We start from the raw sequence: 15,426 nt of genomic DNA, 5'->3' as shown, positions 1-15,426 counted from the left end.
CATCTGTGGCGATACCTTGCGCATATGCCCCATCAGCGTTGGTAGGTAACGCGATACACCTTGTGCGCATGGTCGTCGGAAACCAGTATCGAACCATCCGGCATCACCGCGATATCGACCGGACGGCCGCTCACTGCTTCGTCTTGCAGGAAGCCGTCGATGAAGGCGGTATCGCTGACCAGCTTATTGCCATGCAGGGTGACCAGGCGCACCTGGTAGCCGATCTTGTTGGCCCGGTTCCATGAGCCGTGCTCCGCAATCAGCAACTGGTTGCGGTACTGCTCGGGGAACTGGGTGCCGGTATAGAAGGCCAGGCCAAGCGGCGCCACGTGCGGGCCCAGTGCCGCTACTGGCGGAACGTAGGCGTCGCAGCTTTTGCCTTTGCCGAACTGCGGATCGGGCAGCACGCCGCCGTGGCAGTAAGGGAAGCCGAAATGCATGCCGGCTTTCGGGGCCACATTCAATTCGCAGGACGGCATGTTCTCGCCCATTTCGTCGCGGCCGTTATCGGTAAACCACAATTCCTTCGTGACCGGGTGCCAGGTGAAGCCGACCGTGTTGCGCACGCCGCGCGCGTACAGCTCCCAGTTGCTGCCGTCCGGGTTCATGCGCCAGATCTTCGAATAGGCCTCGTCTTCCTTGTCGCAGATATTGCAGGGTGCGCCGATCGGGACGTACAGCTTGCCGTCCGGGCCAGCCTTGATGTATTTGGCGCCGTGCCAGGTCTCCTTCGGCAGGTCATTCTTGATGACTTTGTAGGCCGGCTTGCCGACGTAGTTTTTCTCGATGTCGTCGAACCTGATGATGCGCGAGATCTCACCGACATACAGCGCACCGTTCAGCAACGCGACACCGTTGGGATGGTCCAGCCCTTCAGCAACGGTGACCACTTTCTCGGCCACGCCGTCCTTGTTGGCATCGATCAGGGCGTAGACCTTGCCGGCCTTGTTCGAACCAACGAAGACCAGGCCGCTATCGGTCACGGCCAGTTCGCGTGCGCCCTGTACATTGTCGGCATAGACCGCAATCTGGAAGCCCTTGGGCAGTTTGAGCGCGGCCAGGCTGGTGTTTGCCGCGGCAGCCGGGGCTGCGGGGGGAGCAGCGACTTTTCCGGCGACGGCCTTGCGGGCGGCAGCGTTGGCCGGCAGCAGGTATTCGGCCAACTGATTGAGCTGGACGCCGTTCAGTTGCTGGTCCCAGGCCGGCATGCCTTTGTCGACGACGCCTTTGCCGATCACGCGCAGCAGGTTGGCCCTGGTCGGCTGGCCGTGCAGCCAGGTAGCGTCGGCCAGGTTGGGGCCGGCGGCGCCTTCCAGGTCCTTGCCGTGGCATTGGGCGCAGTTTGCCTGGTAGAGCTTGTGGGCGGCGGTCAGGTCGGGCGCTGCCGATGCAAGGGAGGAGAGCAGGGCAGCGGCCAGGGCAGGGGCGGCCAGGACCAGGATTTTTTTCATCATCTTATTTCCCTCTGGAATGTCGAAATGGCAGGCGGATTATCCGCCTGTTCCCTGTTTTTTGCATTTCGTCGCATATGGCGGGACGCTGGGCGAGCCCGCCGATATGATGAAACCATCGAAAAACAGTCATGATGGGGAGCGCAAAATGAAAATCGCCAAAAACATGGAAGCCATCTTCCTGGCCGCCCTTTTGGTCCTTGGTGGTATTAATATGGCAACCATCGTTGCCACCAGTGCGATCCCCGAACTGCCTTTTGTCCTCGCGGCAGCCAACCTGTGATAGCGCGCTGATGACTTACCAAGGATAGAAAATGAAGAAACCATTCCAGTTTGGCTTGCTGTTGACCGCGCTGTGTATGTTCCTGGGGCTGGCCCGGGCCGACGATACGACGACGGAGACGCGGGCCATCGATGCGCGCGTGGTGCGCGTCAAGCTCGACGGCGTAATCGACCTCAAGCTGCGCCGCGGCGACACCCCGGCGCTCAACATCACCACCGACAAGCGTTACGTCAACAAGGTAACGGCAGTACAGACCGGCGATACGCTTTATCTCGATACCGAGAGCCGCGGCGTCAAGCTGAAGTCCTCGGCGGTGAAGGTGGAGCTGGTGCTGCCGCAGTTGCGTGAACTGGTATCGGAGGGCGTGGGCAGCACGGAAGTCAGCGGCTTCAGTGGCGACAATATCGACCTGACCCTGGATGGGGCGGGCAGCATGAAGGTGGTTTGCGACTACAAGAAGCTGAAGGCCAACCTGGGCGGCGTGGGCAGCATGCATGTGTGGGTGACGGAGAACGAGAATGTCGACCTCGACCTGCAGGGCGCGGGCTACATCACCATCGGTGGCCGCAGCAAGAACCTGAAGGCGACGCTGGGCGGCCTGGGCGGCTTGAATGCGCAGCAATTCAAGGCGGAAGACGTGAGCCTGGATTTGAGCGGCCTGGGTAATGCAACCATCAATGCGTCCAACAACGCCAACCTGAATCTGAGCGGACTGGGTTCCGTGACCGTGTACGGCAAGCCCACCACCCGCAACGTCAGCGTGGATGGGCTGGGCAAGGTGAGCTGGAAGTAAGAGACATTCTGCAGTGCATAAAAAGAGATAAATCTAAAGCACCATGAAAAAACTACGAGGCGTGTTAATCGCGCTCGGCATCGCACTAGGGCTGCAGGCCAGTGCGCATGCCGGGTTCGCGGAAGGGGCCACGGCGTATAACAACAAGAATTATGCGCTGGCCTACAAGGAGATCCTGCCGTTGGCCAAGGCGGGCAATACGGAAGCCGAGCATTTGCTTGGCTTGATGTACTACATGGGCCGTGGCGTGCCGCAGGACTACAAGCTGGCGCTGACCTGGCACCGCAAGGCCGCGCTCAAGGGCAAGGCCGATGCGCAGTATGTGGTGGGGGCCATGTATTACACGGGCAATGCGGTGTTGCAGGACCATAAGGAAGCGGTGACCTGGTTCCGCAAGGCGGCGGAGCAGGGGCATGCGGATGCGCAGCAGGTTCTTGGGCTGATGTACCGGTATCACATTGGCGGGATGCCGCAGGATAATGTGATTGCTTATATGCTGTGGAACCTGGCAGCGGCGGGCGGTTCGGCCAATGCGGCGGAGCAGCGGGCGGCCGTGGCGAGGGGCATGACGCAGGAGCAGATTGAGGAAGGGCAGGCGTTGTCGTCGGCGTGGAAACGGAATACGCCGTTGCCAAGGTCGTCGCGGACTGGCGGCGGCTGAAAAGCCGCCTGCGGCGCGGCCAACGGTGTTGGTTCGGGCATCGCACAACCGCAACCCCAGGCCCGAAGCCCGTACAGGGTCAGACCCTTGGGTCTGACCCTGGTTTACCGGTTTTGAGGTAAAATCCCGCCCGTCATTGGGGAGTAGCCTCTCCTCCACCCAAGGAGGAGGCATATGCCAACACACTTGGCCCACAGGCCATGGCATATGCGGTCCCACACTTGGCAAGACCTTTGACCACAGCGCCGCCGATGTAGGCCGGGGGCGAGTTGTGGTCATTCGTCCGTGCCCGGCCTGGAAACACAATATGGAATCGCTCCTCGTCTCAACCGGCGTCATCGCCCTGGCCGAAATCGGCGACAAGACCCAGCTGCTGGCCTTCCTGCTTGCCGCCCGCTTCAAGAAACCGCTGCCGATCATCGCCGGCATCCTCGTCGCCACCATCTTCAACCACGGCCTGGCCGGTGCACTGGGCGCCTGGATCACCTCCTTGCTCACGCCGGAAGTGTTGCGCTGGGTGCTGGGCCTGTCCTTCCTCGGCATGGCTGCCTGGACCCTGGTGCCGGACAGGATCGAGGACGACGAAACCACGATCGCCAGCCGCTTCGGCGTCTTCGGCGCCACCCTGGTGACCTTCTTCCTGGCCGAGATGGGCGACAAGACCCAGGTCGCCACCGTGGCGATGGCCGCCCACTATCCGGCCCCGCTGATGGTGGTGGCCGGCACCACCCTCGGCATGCTGATCGCCGACGTGCCTGCCGTCTTTGCGGGCGACAAGCTGGCCGCGAAAATCCCGCTCAAGCTGGTGCACGGCATTGCCGCCGCCATGTTCGCGGGACTGGGCCTGGCCACCTTGCTCGGCATGGGCGCTCGCTTCGGGCTGTAAGCGCTACAATCGCCTCTTTCCAGGAGAGGTGATGCCATGATGCGTGCGATTGAAATCCAGAAACCGGGTGGCGCCGATGTGCTGCGCCTGTGCGAGCGTCCGCTGCCGGTGGCGAAGGAGGGCGAGTTGCGCATCCGCGTGCACGCGGCCGGCATCAACCGGCCGGACGTGTTTCAGCGCATGGGCAGCTACGCGCCGCCGCCGGGCGCCACCGATATCCCGGGCCTGGAGGTGGCGGGCGAGATCGTCGATGGCGACCTGGCAGCCAGCGGCTTCAGGATCGGCGACATGGTATGTGCGCTGGTGCAGGGGGGCGGCTATGCCGAGTACGTGACGGCGCCGGTGCAGCAGGTGCTGCCCGTGCCGCACGGCCTGTCGCCGCTGGAGGCGGCCTCGTTGCCGGAGACTTTCTTCACCGTCTGGAGCAATGTATTCGACCGCGCAGGGCTGGGCAAGGGCGAGACCTTGCTGGTGCAGGGCGGCACCTCGGGCATCGGCGTGACGGCGATCCAGCTCGCCCGCGCACTCGGCCATCGCGTGTTTGCCACGGCGGGCAGCGACGAGAAAGCGCGGGCCTGCGAGGCCTTGGGCGCGGCGCGCGGCATCAACTACCGCACCGAAGACTTCGCAGCCGTGGTGCGGGAACTGACCGGCGATACCGGCGTCGACGTGATCCTCGACATGGTGGGCGGCGATTACCTGCCACGCGAAATCAGTTGCCTGGCCGACGATGGCCGCATCGCCATCATCGCGCTGCTGGGCGGCGCCAAGGGTACGCTGGACATGGGGCAGGTGCTGAAGCGCCGCCTGACCATCACGGGTTCGACCCTGCGTCCGCGCTCGGTCGCGTTCAAGGGGGCCATCGCGCGCCAACTGCGCGAAAAGGTATGGCCGCTGATCGAGGCGGGAGACATCAAGCCCGTGATCTACGAGAGCTTCCCGCTGGAGCAGGCAGCCAAGGCCCACGCGCTGATGGAGAGCAGCAGCCATGTGGGCAAGATCATGCTGCAGGTGCTTTAAGGTTTCTTGCGGTAGTGGCCGACAATATAGGTGATCATTGCAGCGCCCCAGCTCACCGCAGTGACGACGAGCAGTAGGGCGATGAACACGAGGACCACAATCTCCGAGCCCTGGCCCTTGAGGCTTCCGAGAAAGGCAAACAGTGGGACCGCGACGATGATCGGCAGCGCGACCAGGGCCCACACCGAGCGTTTCAGCAGGGAAGGGCGCGATTTCGTCTCTGCCGGTGGCTTACGCAAGTTGCGCCAGGCCAGGGCTGGCCACCCGAGCAGGAAGATCAGCGCGCTGATCTCGTCGTTGCTGGATACGAGCCTGAACAGGATGAGCAGGAGCGTGACCTGGATGAAGCCCAGCACGATGCCCCAGATAATAGCCAGGAGCTTTTTCATGGCGCGACCGCCTTGCTTCTGGTCGCGAAGGCAAGCGTAGCGCCAAGCCAGCCGCAGGCAACAGTCATGGCCCCAAGCACCTGCCTGAACATGGCATCAAAAGTGCCGACAAGCCCGCCGCGATCTGCGGCCAGGCCGTGGATCGCGGCAATCGCCGCCAGCGGCAGCAGGGACATGAGGGTGATTAACATGTTGTCGAGCTCGCGCTTGCGCAGCCTGCGGATCTCGACGCAGCGCCAGGACAAGGAAGGAAAGCCGATGACAAAGATCCAGAACGTCATCGCCGTCAAACCGCCATGAGGTTGATTGTTGAATAACGTTGGCACGCTGCCGATGATGAGAGCGGTGGGTAACGCCAGCGCGAACCCGAAAAAGATGTCAAGAATATTATTTTTCATGGGGCGCGAAGTCTAGCGTTTGACCCGACTTTGGGGCGCACGCTACAATAACGGGTTATTAAAAATTAAGCTACTATGCGCCGCAAACTCGTCATCGGTAACTGGAAAATGAACGGCAGCCGTGCCGCCAACACTACCCTGTTGGCAGGCATCAAGGCTGGCCTGGGTGATGCAAAGGCCGATACCGCGGTCTGCGTCCCAGCCCCGTATCTGGCACAATGTCAGGCTGAACTCACGGGCAGCGCGATTGCCTGGGGTTCCCAGGATGTGTCCGCCCACGCTTCGGGCGCCTACACAGGTGAAATCTCGGCAGCCATGTTGCTGGATTTCGGCAGCAAATTCGCCATCGTCGGCCACTCCGAGCGCCGCTCCTACCATCAGGAGAGCAGTGCCCTGGTGGCCCAGAAGGCGTTGGCTGCCGTGAATGCCGGCCTGGTGCCGGTGGTTTGCGTAGGCGAGACGCTGGAAGAGCGCGAGGCCGGCAAGACCGCCGACGTGGTGGGCGAGCAACTGGATGCGGTGCTGGAGGTGCTGGGCGCTGAACAGCTGGCAAAGATTGTGCTGGCGTACGAGCCTGTCTGGGCAATCGGCACCGGCAAGACCGCCACTCCGGAAATGGCGCAGGAAGTGCATGCGCTGCTGCGCGCCCGGGTGGCAAAGAAGGATGCGGCATCTGCCGCCGGCATGCAGATCCTGTATGGCGGCAGCATGAAGCCGGAAAACGCCAAGGAGTTGCTGGCCCAGCCTGATATCGACGGCGGCCTGATTGGCGGTGCAGCACTGAAGGCGGTGGATTTTCTTGCCATCATCGCTGCTGCATAAGCGGGGCAATTTTATTATTTAAGGAATAGCATGAACACTTTGTTCAATCTGGTTATCGTAGTGCAGGTCATCTCCGCCGTGGCGATCATTGGCCTGGTACTGCTGCAGCATGGCAAGGGCGCCGATATGGGTGCCGCCTTCGGCTCTGGTGCTTCGGGCAGCTTGTTTGGTGCTTCTGGCTCCTCCAACTTCCTGTCTAAGTCGACCGCACTGGCGGCAGCCATTTTCTTCGGCGCCACCCTCGGCCTGTCGGTCCTGGCTAGCAAAGGCAATATTTCGGCCGGCGCCGGTGTGATGGATAACGTCAAGGCCCCGGCGGCGGCTCCTGCGCCGGTGGGTGGTGCTGCGGCGATTCCTTCGGCTGCTCCTGCCGCTCCTGCTGCTCCAGTGGCTGCGACTCCGGCTCCTGTCGAGGCGCCGGCTGCTTCCGCGCCAGCTGCTTCGGCGCCTGCTGCGGCCGCTCCAGCTGCTTCGCCAGCGAAGTAAAACTGGCAACTTTGAACTTTTTGCCGTTTTTCTTCTTGATTATGCGCAATTTGCATTAACAAAGCGATGATCACAGTGTAGAATAGCGGCCTATTGCCGACGTGGTGAAATTGGTAGACACGCTATCTTGAGGGGGTAGTGGCGCAAGCTGTACGAGTTCGAGTCTCGTCGTCGGCACCAAAAAAGATCAAAAGCCAGCAGGTCGTTTGAATCGTAGATTCAGTGGCTTAGCTGGTTTTTTTACGAGGATGTGTCGTTTGATCCTGGTCTCAGTAGTAGGTGATTGGGGTCGAGCGTAATTCAACTAAGCTGCTTACCCATCGTGAACCTCGAAAATTACTTCCCCGTCCTGTTGTTCCTGATCGTCGGCCTTGGCGTCGGCGTAGTCCCGCAAGTGCTCGGCCATATCCTTGGCCCGAACAAGCCCGATGCGGCCAAGCTCTCCCCATTCGAGTGCGGCTTCGAAGCTTTCGAAGACGCGCGCATGAAATTCGACGTGCGTTACTACCTCGTCGCAATTCTGTTCATTCTGTTCGACCTTGAAACTGCATTCTTCTTCCCATGGGGCGTCTCCATGCGTGAACTGGGCTGGCAGGGTTACGTGACGATGATGGTGTTCATCGCCGAATTCGTGGTCGGTTTTTGGTATATCTGGAAGAAAGGTGCCCTTGATTGGGAATAAGCCATGTCTATTGAAGGCGTATTTAACGAAGGCTTCATCACCACTACCTTTGATACGGTAATCAACTGGGCGCGTACGGGTTCGATGTACCCGATGACGTTCGGTCTGGCTTGCTGTGCAGTGGAGATGATGCATGCTGGTGCTGCCCGTTACGACCTGGAGCGTTTCGGTTTCATGTTCCGTCCGTCGCCACGTCAGTCCGACGTGATGATCGTGGCAGGCACCCTGTGCAACAAGATGGCCCCTGCGCTGCGCAAGGTCTATGACCAGATGCCTGACCCGCGTTGGGTGATCTCCATGGGTTCCTGCGCCAACGGCGGCGGCTACTACCACTACTCGTACTCCGTAGTGCGCGGTTGCGACCGTATCGTGCCGGTCGACGTGTACGTGCCGGGATGCCCGCCGACTGCAGAAGCACTGCTGTACGGCATCCTGCAGCTGCACAACAAGATCAAGAAGACCAACACGATCGCGCGGTAAGACCTTATGAACACACATCTGCAAACACTGGTCTCCGCCCTCGAGCAAAAGCTGGGCGAGCGGGCCTCCATCGTCGTCGCGCTGGGCGAAGTGACGATTACAGTCAAATCTGGGGACTACTACCAGGTAATGCAAGAGCTGCGCGACGACGCAGCTTTGCGTTTTGATACCCTGATCGACTTGTGCGGCGTTGACTACTCGACCTACGGTGAAGGCACCTGGGACGGCCTGCGCTTCGCAGCCGTGACCCACCTGCTGTCCGTCACCAAGAACTGGCGCCTGCGCGTGCGCGTGTTCGCTTCGGACGACGACATGCCTATCCTGGCTTCCGTGACCTCGATCTGGCGCTCCGCCAACTGGTTCGAGCGCGAAGCGTTCGACCTGTTCGGCATCATCTTCGAAGGCCACAACGACCTGCGCCGCATCCTGACCGACTACGGTTTCATCGGCCATCCATTCCGCAAGGACTTCCCAGTGTCGGGCTACGTTGAAATGCGCTATGACCAGGAGCAGAAGCGCGTTGTCTACCAGCCTGTGACCATCGAGCCGCGCGAAAACGTGCCGCGCGTGATCCGCGAAGAAAACTACGGGAAGTAAGAAATGGCTGAAATTAAGAATTACACCCTGAACTTTGGTCCGCAGCACCCTGCGGCGCACGGCGTGCTGCGCCTGGTGCTGGAGCTGGACGGTGAAGTGATCCAGCGCGCCGACCCGCATATCGGCCTGCTGCACCGCGCCACCGAGAAGCTGGCCGAGCAGAAGACCTACCTGCAATCCGTGCCGTACATGGACCGCCTGGACTATGTGTCCATGATGTCCAACGAGCACGCCTACGTGATGGCGATCGAGAAGCTGCTGGGCCTGGATGTGCCGGTGCGCGCGCAGTACATCCGCGTGATGTTCGACGAAATCACCCGCCTGCTGAACCACCTGCTGTGGCTGGGCGCGCACGCGCTGGACGTGGGCGCCATGGGCCCGTTCCTGTACGCATTCCGCGACCGCGAAGACCTGATGGACTGCTACGAAGCAGTGTCGGGCGCGCGCATGCACGCGGCTTACTACCGTCCGGGCGGCGTGTACCGCGACCTGCCGGACGCCATGCCGCAGTACAAGGCATCGCTGATCCGCAACGCGAAAGCGCTGGCAGAGCGTAACGAGAACCGCCAGGGTTCGCTGCTCGACTTCATCGAAGACTTCACCAAGCGTTTCCCGACCTATGTCGATGAATACGAAACCCTGCTGACCGACAACCGTATCTGGAAACAGCGTACCGTCGGCGTGGGCGTGGTGTCTCCTGAAGACGCAATGGCCATGGGCTTCACCGGCGCCATGCTGCGCGGCTCGGGCATCGCCTGGGACGTGCGCAAGAAGCAGCCGTACGAAGTCTATGACAAGATGGACTTCGACATCCCGGTCGGTACCAACGGCGATTGCTACGACCGCTACCTGGTGCGCGTGGAAGAGATGCGCCAGTCGAACAAGATCATCAAGCAGTGCGTGGCATGGCTGAAAGCCAACCCGGGTCCTGTCATGACCAGCAACCGCAAGGTCGCTCCGCCTAACCGCGTGGACATGAAGACCAATATGGAATCGCTGATCCACCACTTCAAGCTGTTTACCGAAGGCTTCCACGTGCCGCCGGGCGAAGCGTACAGCGCGGTGGAACACCCGAAAGGCGAATTCGGCATCTACCTGATCTCCGATGGCGCCAACAAGCCATACCGTATGAAGATCCGCGCACCGGGCTTCGCCCACCTGCAGGGTCTGGACGAAATGTCGCGCGGCCACATGATCGCCGACGCCGTGACCATCATCGGTACCCAGGACATCGTTTTCGGTGAAATCGACCGCTAAGGGCAAGAAATGCTGTTATCCCAAGAATGCTATAAAAAAATCGACCGCGAGTTGGCCAAGTATCCGGCCGACCAGCGCCAGTCGGCCGTGATGGCCGCGCTGGCCCACGCCCAGGTTGAACTGGGCTGGCTGTCGCCAGAAACCATGAAGGAAATCGCGGACTACATCCGCATGCCGGCCATCGCCGTGCAGGAAGTCGCGACTTTCTACAATATGTACAACCTGAAGCCGGTCGGCAAGCACAAGATCACCGTGTGCACCAACCTGCCATGCGCACTGTCGGGCGGCGTGAAAGCTGCCGAGCACCTGAAGGCCAAGCTGGGCATCGACTTCCGCGGCACCACCGAAGACGGTGCGTTCACGCTGATGGAAGGGGAGTGCATGGGCGCCTGCGGCGACGCACCGGTCATCCTGGTCAACAACCACCGCATGTGTTCCCACATGAGCAACGACAAACTGGACGCCCTCGTGGAGGAGCTCAAGAAATGACTTCCCTGCACGACCGTCACATCAACCCCCTGATCCTGAAGGATCTGAACGGCGACAACTGGCGCCTGGCCGACTATGTCAAGCGCGGCGGCTACTCGGCGCTGCGCCGCATCCTGGAAGAGAAGATTCCTCCAGAGCAGATCATCGCCGACCTGAAGACCTCCGGCCTGCGCGGCCGCGGCGGTGCGGGTTTCCCGACCGGCCTGAAATGGTCCTTCATGCCGCGCCAGTTCCCTGGCCAGAAATACCTCGTCTGCAACACCGACGAAGGCGAACCGGGCACGTTCAAGGACCGCGACATCATCCGCTACAACCCGCATTCGCTGATCGAAGGCATGGCCATCGGTGCGTACGCGATGGGCATCACCGTGGGCTACAACTACATCCACGGCGAGATCTTCCAGGAATACCTGCGCTTTGAAGAAGCGCTGGAAGAGGCGCGTGCCGCCGGCTTCCTGGGCGACAAGATCATGGGTTCGGAGTTCAGCTTCCAGCTGCACGCCCACCATGGCTACGGCGCCTACATTTGCGGCGAAGAAACCGCGCTACTGGAATCGCTGGAAGGCAAAAAAGGCCAGCCGCGTTTCAAGCCGCCTTTCCCGGCCTCGTTCGGCCTGTACGGCAAGCCGACCACCATCAACAACACCGAGACTTTCGCGGCCGTGCCGTTCATCCTGAACATCGGCGCTGAAAACTACCTCGGCCTGGGCAAGCCTAACAACGGCGGCACCAAGATCTTCTCGATCTCGGGCGACGTTGAGCGTCCGGGCAACTACGAAGTCCCGCTGGGCACTCCGTTCGCCAAGCTGATGGAGCTGGCTGGCGGCATGCGCGGCGGCAAGAAGATCAAGGCCGTGATCCCTGGCGGTTCGTCCGCTCCGGTGATCCGCGGCGAGATCATGATGCAGACTGACCTCGATTACGATTCGATCGCCAAAGCCGGCTCCATGCTGGGTTCGGGCGCCGTGATCGTGATGGACGAGACGCGCTGCATGGTGAAGGCCCTGGAACGCCTGTCCTACTTCTACTTTGAAGAGTCGTGCGGCCAGTGCACCCCGTGCCGTGAAGGCACCGGCTGGATGTACCGCATGATCCACCGTATCGAGAACGGCCAGGGCCGTCCTTCGGACCTGGACATGCTGAACTCCATCGCCGACAACATCCAGGGCCGCACCATCTGCGCGCTGGGCGATGCTGCCGCCATGCCGGTACGCGCCTTCGTCAAGCAGTTCCGCGAAGAATTTGAATATCACGTCGAACACAAGCACTGCCTGGTGCCTGTTTCGGCTTACTAAGCTGCGATTATCATGGTTGAAATCGAAATTGACGGCAAAAAGGTAGAAGTCCCTGCGGGTAGCATGGTGATGGACGCCGCCAACAAGCTGGGTACCTACATCCCGCACTTCTGCTATCACAAGAAATTGTCGATCGCTGCGAACTGCCGTATGTGCCTGGTCGAAGTTGAGAAGGCGCCTAAGCCTTTGCCAGCATGCGCCACGCCGGTATCGGCTGGCATGGTCGTGAAATCCGCCTCCGACAAGGCTGTGCAAGCACAGAAGTCGGTGATGGAATTCCTGCTGATTAACCACCCGCTGGATTGCCCGATCTGCGACCAGGGCGGTGAGTGCCAGCTGCAGGACTTGGCCGTAGGTTACGGCAAGATGGAGTCCCGCTACGAAGAAGAGAAGCGCGTTGTGCCGCCGAAGGCCGGCAGCTCGCTGGTGGCGATGGAAGAAATGTCGCGCTGCATCCACTGCACCCGTTGCGTGCGCTTTGGCCAGGAAGTGGCCGGCGTGATGGAACTGGGCATGCTGGGCCGCGGCGAGCATTCCGAGATCACCACCTTCGTCGGCGAAGCAGTGAGCTCCGAAATGTCGGGCAACATGATCGACCTGTGCCCGGTCGGCGCGCTGACCTCGCGTCCATTCCGCTACAGCGCCCGTACCTGGGAACTGTCGCGCCGCAAATCGGTCTCCCCGCACGACTCCACCGGCGCGAACCTGATCGTGCAAGTGAAGCAGGGCTCCGTGAAGCGCGTGCTGCCGTTCGAGAACGAAGCAGTCAACGAGTGCTGGATTTCCGACAAGGACCGCTACTCCTACGAAGCGCTGGAAAGCGCCGAGCGCCTGACCAAGCCGATGCTGAAGCAGGGCGGCGAGTGGAAAGAAGTGGAATGGCAAGTCGCGCTGGAATACGTGGCGCACGGCCTGAAGAACATCAAGCACGAACACGGCGCGGACTCGCTGGCTGCCTACGGCACCGCGCACTCCACCGTGGAAGAACTGGCCCTGCTGAAGAAGCTGATGCACGGCGTGGGTTCCGAGAACGTCGACTTCCGCCTGCGCCAGTCCGACTTCGCGCTGGACGGCGAAGTGAAGCCATGGCTGGGCATGCCGATTGCTGAACTGAGCTCGCTGCAACGCGTGTTCGTGATCGGTTCCTTCCTGCGCAAGGATCACCCGCTGTTCGCGACCCGCATCCGCGCGGCCGTGAAAGCCGGCGGCAAGCTGTCCGTGCTGCACGCTGCCGACACCGAAAACCTGATCACCACCGCCAACAAGATCATCGCTGCGCCGACCGACTGGCTGGCCGCGCTGTCCGGCGTGGTGGCTGCTGTGGCCAAGGCCAAGGGCGTTGCCGCTCCTGCCGGCTTCGAAGGCGTGGTCGCTTCGGCTGAAGCAGAAGCCATCGCTGAATCGCTGGTAGGCGGCGAGCGCAAAGCGATCTTCATGGGTAACGCCGCCGTGGCGCATCCGGAAGCGTCGAAGCTGCACGCTGCTGCACAGTGGATCGCTGAACAAACCGGCGCCAAGCTGGGCTACCTGACCGAAGCAGCCAACACCGTTGGCGGCTACCTGGTTGGCGCCACCGCGAAGAACGCTGCTCCAGCCTTCTCCGTGCAGAAGAAAGCCTACGTGCTGCTGAACGCCGAACCGGAACTGGACGCTGCCAACCCGCAAGCTGCCAAGACCGCGCTGAACGCCGCCGACATGGTGGTCGTGATGTCGGCCTTCAAGCACGGCATGGAGTACGCCGACGTGCTGCTGCCAGTGGCGCCGTTCGCCGAGACTTCCGGCTCCTTCGTCAACGCCGAAGGCCGCCTGCAGTCCTTCAACGGCACCGTCAAGCCAATGGGCGACGCCCGTCCGGCCTGGAAAGTGCTGCGCGTACTGGGCAACATCCTCGGCCTGGGCGGCTTCGACTACGAGACCTCGGAATCGATCCGCGACGAACTGTTCGAAAAAGGCGCGTCCGACCTGTCGGCCAAGCTGTCGAACGTGTCGCGCAAGGCTGCCGTTGCCGGCGTGCCGTTCACCGCGACCGGCTTGCAGCGCCTCGCCGACGTGCCGATCTACTTCGCCGACGCCCTGGCGCGCCGTTCCGGCCCGCTGCTGGCGACCACCGATGCTGCCGCTCCGAAAGCGCACCTGTCTACTGCCGCTGCGCAGCAGATCGGCGTGAAGGCCGGCGACAAGGTTGAAGTGAAGCAGGGCTCCGGCTTTGCGATCCTGGAAGCGACCATCGACGCCGGCCTGCCAGCGAACGTGGTGCGCGTGTCCGCCGCACACGCATCGACCGCGATGCTGGGCGCGATGTTCGGTGACATCACCGTTGCTAAAGCAGGGGAGGGCAAGTAATGGCTCTGCCAGAAATGATTGATTCGATTAAAGTGATGGGCGAGGCCAACCTCGGCACCTTCTGGCCGTTCGTCTGGACCATGGCCAAGATCCTGTGCGTGACCCTGCCTCTGATGGGCCTGGTGGCCTACCTGACCCTGTGGGAGCGTAAGCTGCTGGGCTGGATCCAGATCCGTATCGGCCCGAACCGCGTGGGCCCGAACGGCCTGCTGCAGCCGATCGCCGACGCACTGAAACTGCTCTTCAAAGAGATCATCGTCCCGACCAAGTCGAACAAGTCCCTGTTCTTCATCGGTCCTGTGATGACCATCATGCCGGCACTGGCTTGCTGGTCCGTGGTGCCGTTCGCCCCGGGCGCCGCCCTGGCCGACGTGAACGCCGGCCTGCTGCTGATCATGGCGATCGCCTCGATGGAGGTGTACGGCATCATCATCGCCGGCTGGTCCGCCAACTCGAAGTACTCCTTCATGGGCGCGATGCGTGCATCGGCACAGATGGTGTCCTACGAAATCGCCATGGGCTTCGCCCTGGTGATCGTGCTGATGGTTTCCGGTTCGCTGAACCTGTCCGAGATCGTGGCCGGCCAGCAGAAGGGCACCATGGCTGCCATGGGCCTGAACCTGTTCTCCTGGAACTGGCTGCCGCTGCTGCCGATCTTCGTCGTGTACCTGGTGTCCGGCCTGGCTGAATGTAACCGCCACCCGTTCGACGTGGTGGAAGGCGAATCCGAGATCGTCGGCGGCCACATGGTCGAATACGGCGGCATGGCTTACGCGATGTTCTTCCTGGCGGAATACGCCAACATGATCCTGATCGGCCTGCTGGCTTCGATCATGTTCCTGGGCGGCTGGTCCGCACCGATCGCAGCGCTGGAAATCGGCGGCGTGTTCGGCGGCTTCTTCTGGCTGTTCATCAAGACCTTCTTCATCGTGTCGCTGTTCATCTGGACCCGCGGAACGTTCCCACGTTATCGCTACGACCAGATCATGCGTTTGGGCTGGAAAGTGTTCATCCCACTGACCCTGGTGTACCTGGTGTTCGTGGCGACCTGGATGCAGACCTCCTGGAATATTTGGAAGTAAGAGAGCGAATAC

18 protein-coding genes, 1 tRNA gene and 1 riboswitch are annotated in these 15,426 nt (G+C 61.5%); of the genes, 16 read left to right on the top strand and 3 right to left on the bottom strand.

Annotated elements, in window-relative coordinates; genetic code table 11:
• Positions 1–32: 32 nt before the first annotated feature.
• The gene (locus ACN9MW_RS22345; protein ID WP_426162795.1) at positions 33–1,454 is read right to left on the bottom strand and encodes a DUF7133 domain-containing protein; all 1,422 of its coding nucleotides are present in this window, start codon (positions 1,452–1,454) and stop codon (positions 33–35) included.
• Between the two features lie 16 nt (positions 1,455–1,470).
• Here ACN9MW_RS22345 and ACN9MW_RS22340 point away from each other — a divergent pair, with 16 nt between their 5' ends.
• From ACN9MW_RS22340 to ACN9MW_RS22320, 5 genes are all read left to right on the top strand, one after another.
• On the top strand, positions 1,471–1,734 hold the full coding sequence (locus ACN9MW_RS22340) for a hypothetical protein (protein ID WP_426162793.1): 264 nt from the start codon (positions 1,471–1,473) through the stop codon (positions 1,732–1,734).
• Between the two features lie 31 nt (positions 1,735–1,765).
• Positions 1,766–2,527 (top strand): GIN domain-containing protein, encoded by a 762-nt coding sequence (locus tag ACN9MW_RS22335; protein WP_426162791.1) that lies wholly within the window; start codon positions 1,766–1,768, stop codon positions 2,525–2,527.
• 43 nt (positions 2,528–2,570) lie between these two features.
• Positions 2,571–3,188, top strand: a complete 618-nt coding sequence (locus tag ACN9MW_RS22330; protein ID WP_426162788.1) for a tetratricopeptide repeat protein — start codon at positions 2,571–2,573, stop codon at positions 3,186–3,188.
• Between the two features lie 126 nt (positions 3,189–3,314).
• Positions 3,315–3,490: riboswitch (yybP-ykoY riboswitch) on the top strand.
• Between the two features lie 5 nt (positions 3,491–3,495).
• Entirely contained in the window at positions 3,496–4,074 is a 579-nt protein-coding gene (locus ACN9MW_RS22325) for a TMEM165/GDT1 family protein (protein ID WP_426162785.1), read from the top strand.
• Between the two features lie 39 nt (positions 4,075–4,113).
• The gene (locus ACN9MW_RS22320) at positions 4,114–5,094 is read left to right on the top strand and encodes an NAD(P)H-quinone oxidoreductase (RefSeq protein WP_426172269.1); all 981 of its coding nucleotides are present in this window, start codon (positions 4,114–4,116) and stop codon (positions 5,092–5,094) included.
• Here the strand turns inward: ACN9MW_RS22320 and ACN9MW_RS22315 are convergent.
• Together ACN9MW_RS22315 and ACN9MW_RS22310 are read right to left on the bottom strand one after the other, a co-directional pair.
• A complete protein-coding gene (locus tag ACN9MW_RS22315; protein WP_426162783.1) occupies positions 5,091–5,483 on the bottom strand; it encodes a hypothetical protein in 393 nt (130 codons plus the stop codon). The two genes, ACN9MW_RS22320 and ACN9MW_RS22315, sit on opposite strands and share 4 nt — an antisense overlap.
• The gene (locus tag ACN9MW_RS22310; protein WP_426162781.1) at positions 5,480–5,881 is read right to left on the bottom strand and encodes a hypothetical protein; all 402 of its coding nucleotides are present in this window, start codon (positions 5,879–5,881) and stop codon (positions 5,480–5,482) included. The genes ACN9MW_RS22315 and ACN9MW_RS22310 overlap by 4 nt, the downstream gene beginning before the upstream one ends.
• Positions 5,882–5,956: 75 nt before the next feature.
• On the opposite strand from ACN9MW_RS22310, the gene tpiA reads away from it, so the two are divergent.
• The 11 genes from tpiA to nuoH all read left to right on the top strand — a co-directional run bounded on the left by tpiA (position 5,957) and on the right by nuoH (position 15,414).
• Entirely contained in the window at positions 5,957–6,703 is a 747-nt protein-coding gene (tpiA, locus tag ACN9MW_RS22305) for a triose-phosphate isomerase (protein WP_426162779.1), read from the top strand.
• Positions 6,704–6,733: 30 nt separating this feature from the next.
• A complete protein-coding gene (gene secG / locus ACN9MW_RS22300; RefSeq protein ID WP_426162776.1) occupies positions 6,734–7,189 on the top strand; it encodes a preprotein translocase subunit SecG in 456 nt (151 codons plus the stop codon).
• Positions 7,190–7,284: 95 nt separating this feature from the next.
• Positions 7,285–7,369, top strand: a tRNA-Leu gene (locus ACN9MW_RS22295).
• 142 nt (positions 7,370–7,511) lie between these two features.
• Positions 7,512–7,871, top strand: a complete 360-nt coding sequence (locus ACN9MW_RS22290; protein ID WP_426162773.1) for an NADH-quinone oxidoreductase subunit A — start codon at positions 7,512–7,514, stop codon at positions 7,869–7,871.
• Between the two features lie 3 nt (positions 7,872–7,874).
• Positions 7,875–8,351 carry a NuoB/complex I 20 kDa subunit family protein gene (locus ACN9MW_RS22285; RefSeq protein WP_028104278.1) on the top strand — a complete coding sequence of 159 codons (477 nt, stop codon included), beginning with the start codon at positions 7,875–7,877 and terminating at the stop codon, positions 8,349–8,351.
• A 6-nt stretch (positions 8,352–8,357) separates the two neighbouring features.
• Positions 8,358–8,948 carry an NADH-quinone oxidoreductase subunit C gene (locus ACN9MW_RS22280; RefSeq protein WP_426162770.1) on the top strand — a complete coding sequence of 197 codons (591 nt, stop codon included), beginning with the start codon at positions 8,358–8,360 and terminating at the stop codon, positions 8,946–8,948.
• Between the two features lie 3 nt (positions 8,949–8,951).
• Entirely contained in the window at positions 8,952–10,205 is a 1,254-nt protein-coding gene (locus ACN9MW_RS22275) for an NADH-quinone oxidoreductase subunit D (RefSeq protein WP_426162767.1), read from the top strand.
• A gap of 9 nt (positions 10,206–10,214) precedes the next feature.
• Positions 10,215–10,694: an NADH-quinone oxidoreductase subunit NuoE gene (gene nuoE / locus ACN9MW_RS22270; RefSeq protein ID WP_057259375.1), complete on the top strand. Its 480-nt coding sequence runs from the start codon at positions 10,215–10,217 to the stop codon at positions 10,692–10,694.
• Positions 10,691–11,989, top strand: coding sequence for an NADH-quinone oxidoreductase subunit NuoF (gene nuoF / locus ACN9MW_RS22265; RefSeq protein WP_426162764.1), 1,299 nt, complete (start codon positions 10,691–10,693; stop codon positions 11,987–11,989). Before nuoE ends, nuoF begins: the two co-directional genes overlap by 4 nt.
• A gap of 12 nt (positions 11,990–12,001) precedes the next feature.
• Complete coding sequence (nuoG, locus tag ACN9MW_RS22260; RefSeq protein WP_426162762.1) at positions 12,002–14,332, top strand: NADH-quinone oxidoreductase subunit NuoG; 2,331 nt, start codon at positions 12,002–12,004, stop codon at positions 14,330–14,332.
• Entirely contained in the window at positions 14,332–15,414 is a 1,083-nt protein-coding gene (nuoH, locus tag ACN9MW_RS22255; protein WP_426162760.1) for an NADH-quinone oxidoreductase subunit NuoH, read from the top strand. The genes nuoG and nuoH overlap by 1 nt, the downstream gene beginning before the upstream one ends.
• Positions 15,415–15,426: the final 12 nt, after the last annotated feature.

Source organism: Pseudoduganella sp. R-34 (assembly GCF_049904655.1).
Lineage (GTDB): Bacteria > Pseudomonadota > Gammaproteobacteria > Burkholderiales > Burkholderiaceae_D > Rugamonas.
Note: the sequence above shows the minus strand (reverse complement) of the source record. Positions and strands in the feature narration are given on the sequence as shown.

What these genes read in the sequence shown, in the direction of transcription:
- ACN9MW_RS22325 (WP_426162785.1), top strand. Translation starts at nt 3,496, where the DNA reads ATGGAATCGCTCCTCGTCTCAACCGGCGTCATCGCCCTGGCCGAAATC.
- tpiA (WP_426162779.1), top strand. Translation starts at nt 5,957, where the DNA reads ATGCGCCGCAAACTCGTCATCGGTAACTGGAAAATGAACGGCAGCCGT.
- nuoG (WP_426162762.1), top strand. Translation starts at nt 12,002, where the DNA reads ATGGTTGAAATCGAAATTGACGGCAAAAAGGTAGAAGTCCCTGCGGGT.
- ACN9MW_RS22320 (WP_426172269.1), top strand. Translation starts at nt 4,114, where the DNA reads ATGCGTGCGATTGAAATCCAGAAACCGGGTGGCGCCGATGTGCTGCGC.
- nuoE (WP_057259375.1), top strand. Translation starts at nt 10,215, where the DNA reads ATGCTGTTATCCCAAGAATGCTATAAAAAAATCGACCGCGAGTTGGCC.
- ACN9MW_RS22345 (WP_426162795.1), bottom strand. Translation starts at nt 1,454, where the DNA reads ATGATGAAAAAAATCCTGGTCCTGGCCGCCCCTGCCCTGGCCGCTGCC.
- ACN9MW_RS22315 (WP_426162783.1), bottom strand. Translation starts at nt 5,483, where the DNA reads ATGAAAAAGCTCCTGGCTATTATCTGGGGCATCGTGCTGGGCTTCATC.
- ACN9MW_RS22310 (WP_426162781.1), bottom strand. Translation starts at nt 5,881, where the DNA reads ATGAAAAATAATATTCTTGACATCTTTTTCGGGTTCGCGCTGGCGTTA.
- ACN9MW_RS22335 (WP_426162791.1), top strand. Translation starts at nt 1,766, where the DNA reads ATGAAGAAACCATTCCAGTTTGGCTTGCTGTTGACCGCGCTGTGTATG.
- ACN9MW_RS22340 (WP_426162793.1), top strand. Translation starts at nt 1,471, where the DNA reads ATGTCGAAATGGCAGGCGGATTATCCGCCTGTTCCCTGTTTTTTGCAT.
- ACN9MW_RS22280 (WP_426162770.1), top strand. Translation starts at nt 8,358, where the DNA reads ATGAACACACATCTGCAAACACTGGTCTCCGCCCTCGAGCAAAAGCTG.
- nuoH (WP_426162760.1), top strand. Translation starts at nt 14,332, where the DNA reads ATGGCTCTGCCAGAAATGATTGATTCGATTAAAGTGATGGGCGAGGCC.
- ACN9MW_RS22275 (WP_426162767.1), top strand. Translation starts at nt 8,952, where the DNA reads ATGGCTGAAATTAAGAATTACACCCTGAACTTTGGTCCGCAGCACCCT.
- ACN9MW_RS22285 (WP_028104278.1), top strand. Translation starts at nt 7,875, where the DNA reads ATGTCTATTGAAGGCGTATTTAACGAAGGCTTCATCACCACTACCTTT.
- nuoF (WP_426162764.1), top strand. Translation starts at nt 10,691, where the DNA reads ATGACTTCCCTGCACGACCGTCACATCAACCCCCTGATCCTGAAGGAT.
- secG (WP_426162776.1), top strand. Translation starts at nt 6,734, where the DNA reads ATGAACACTTTGTTCAATCTGGTTATCGTAGTGCAGGTCATCTCCGCC.
- ACN9MW_RS22330 (WP_426162788.1), top strand. Translation starts at nt 2,571, where the DNA reads ATGAAAAAACTACGAGGCGTGTTAATCGCGCTCGGCATCGCACTAGGG.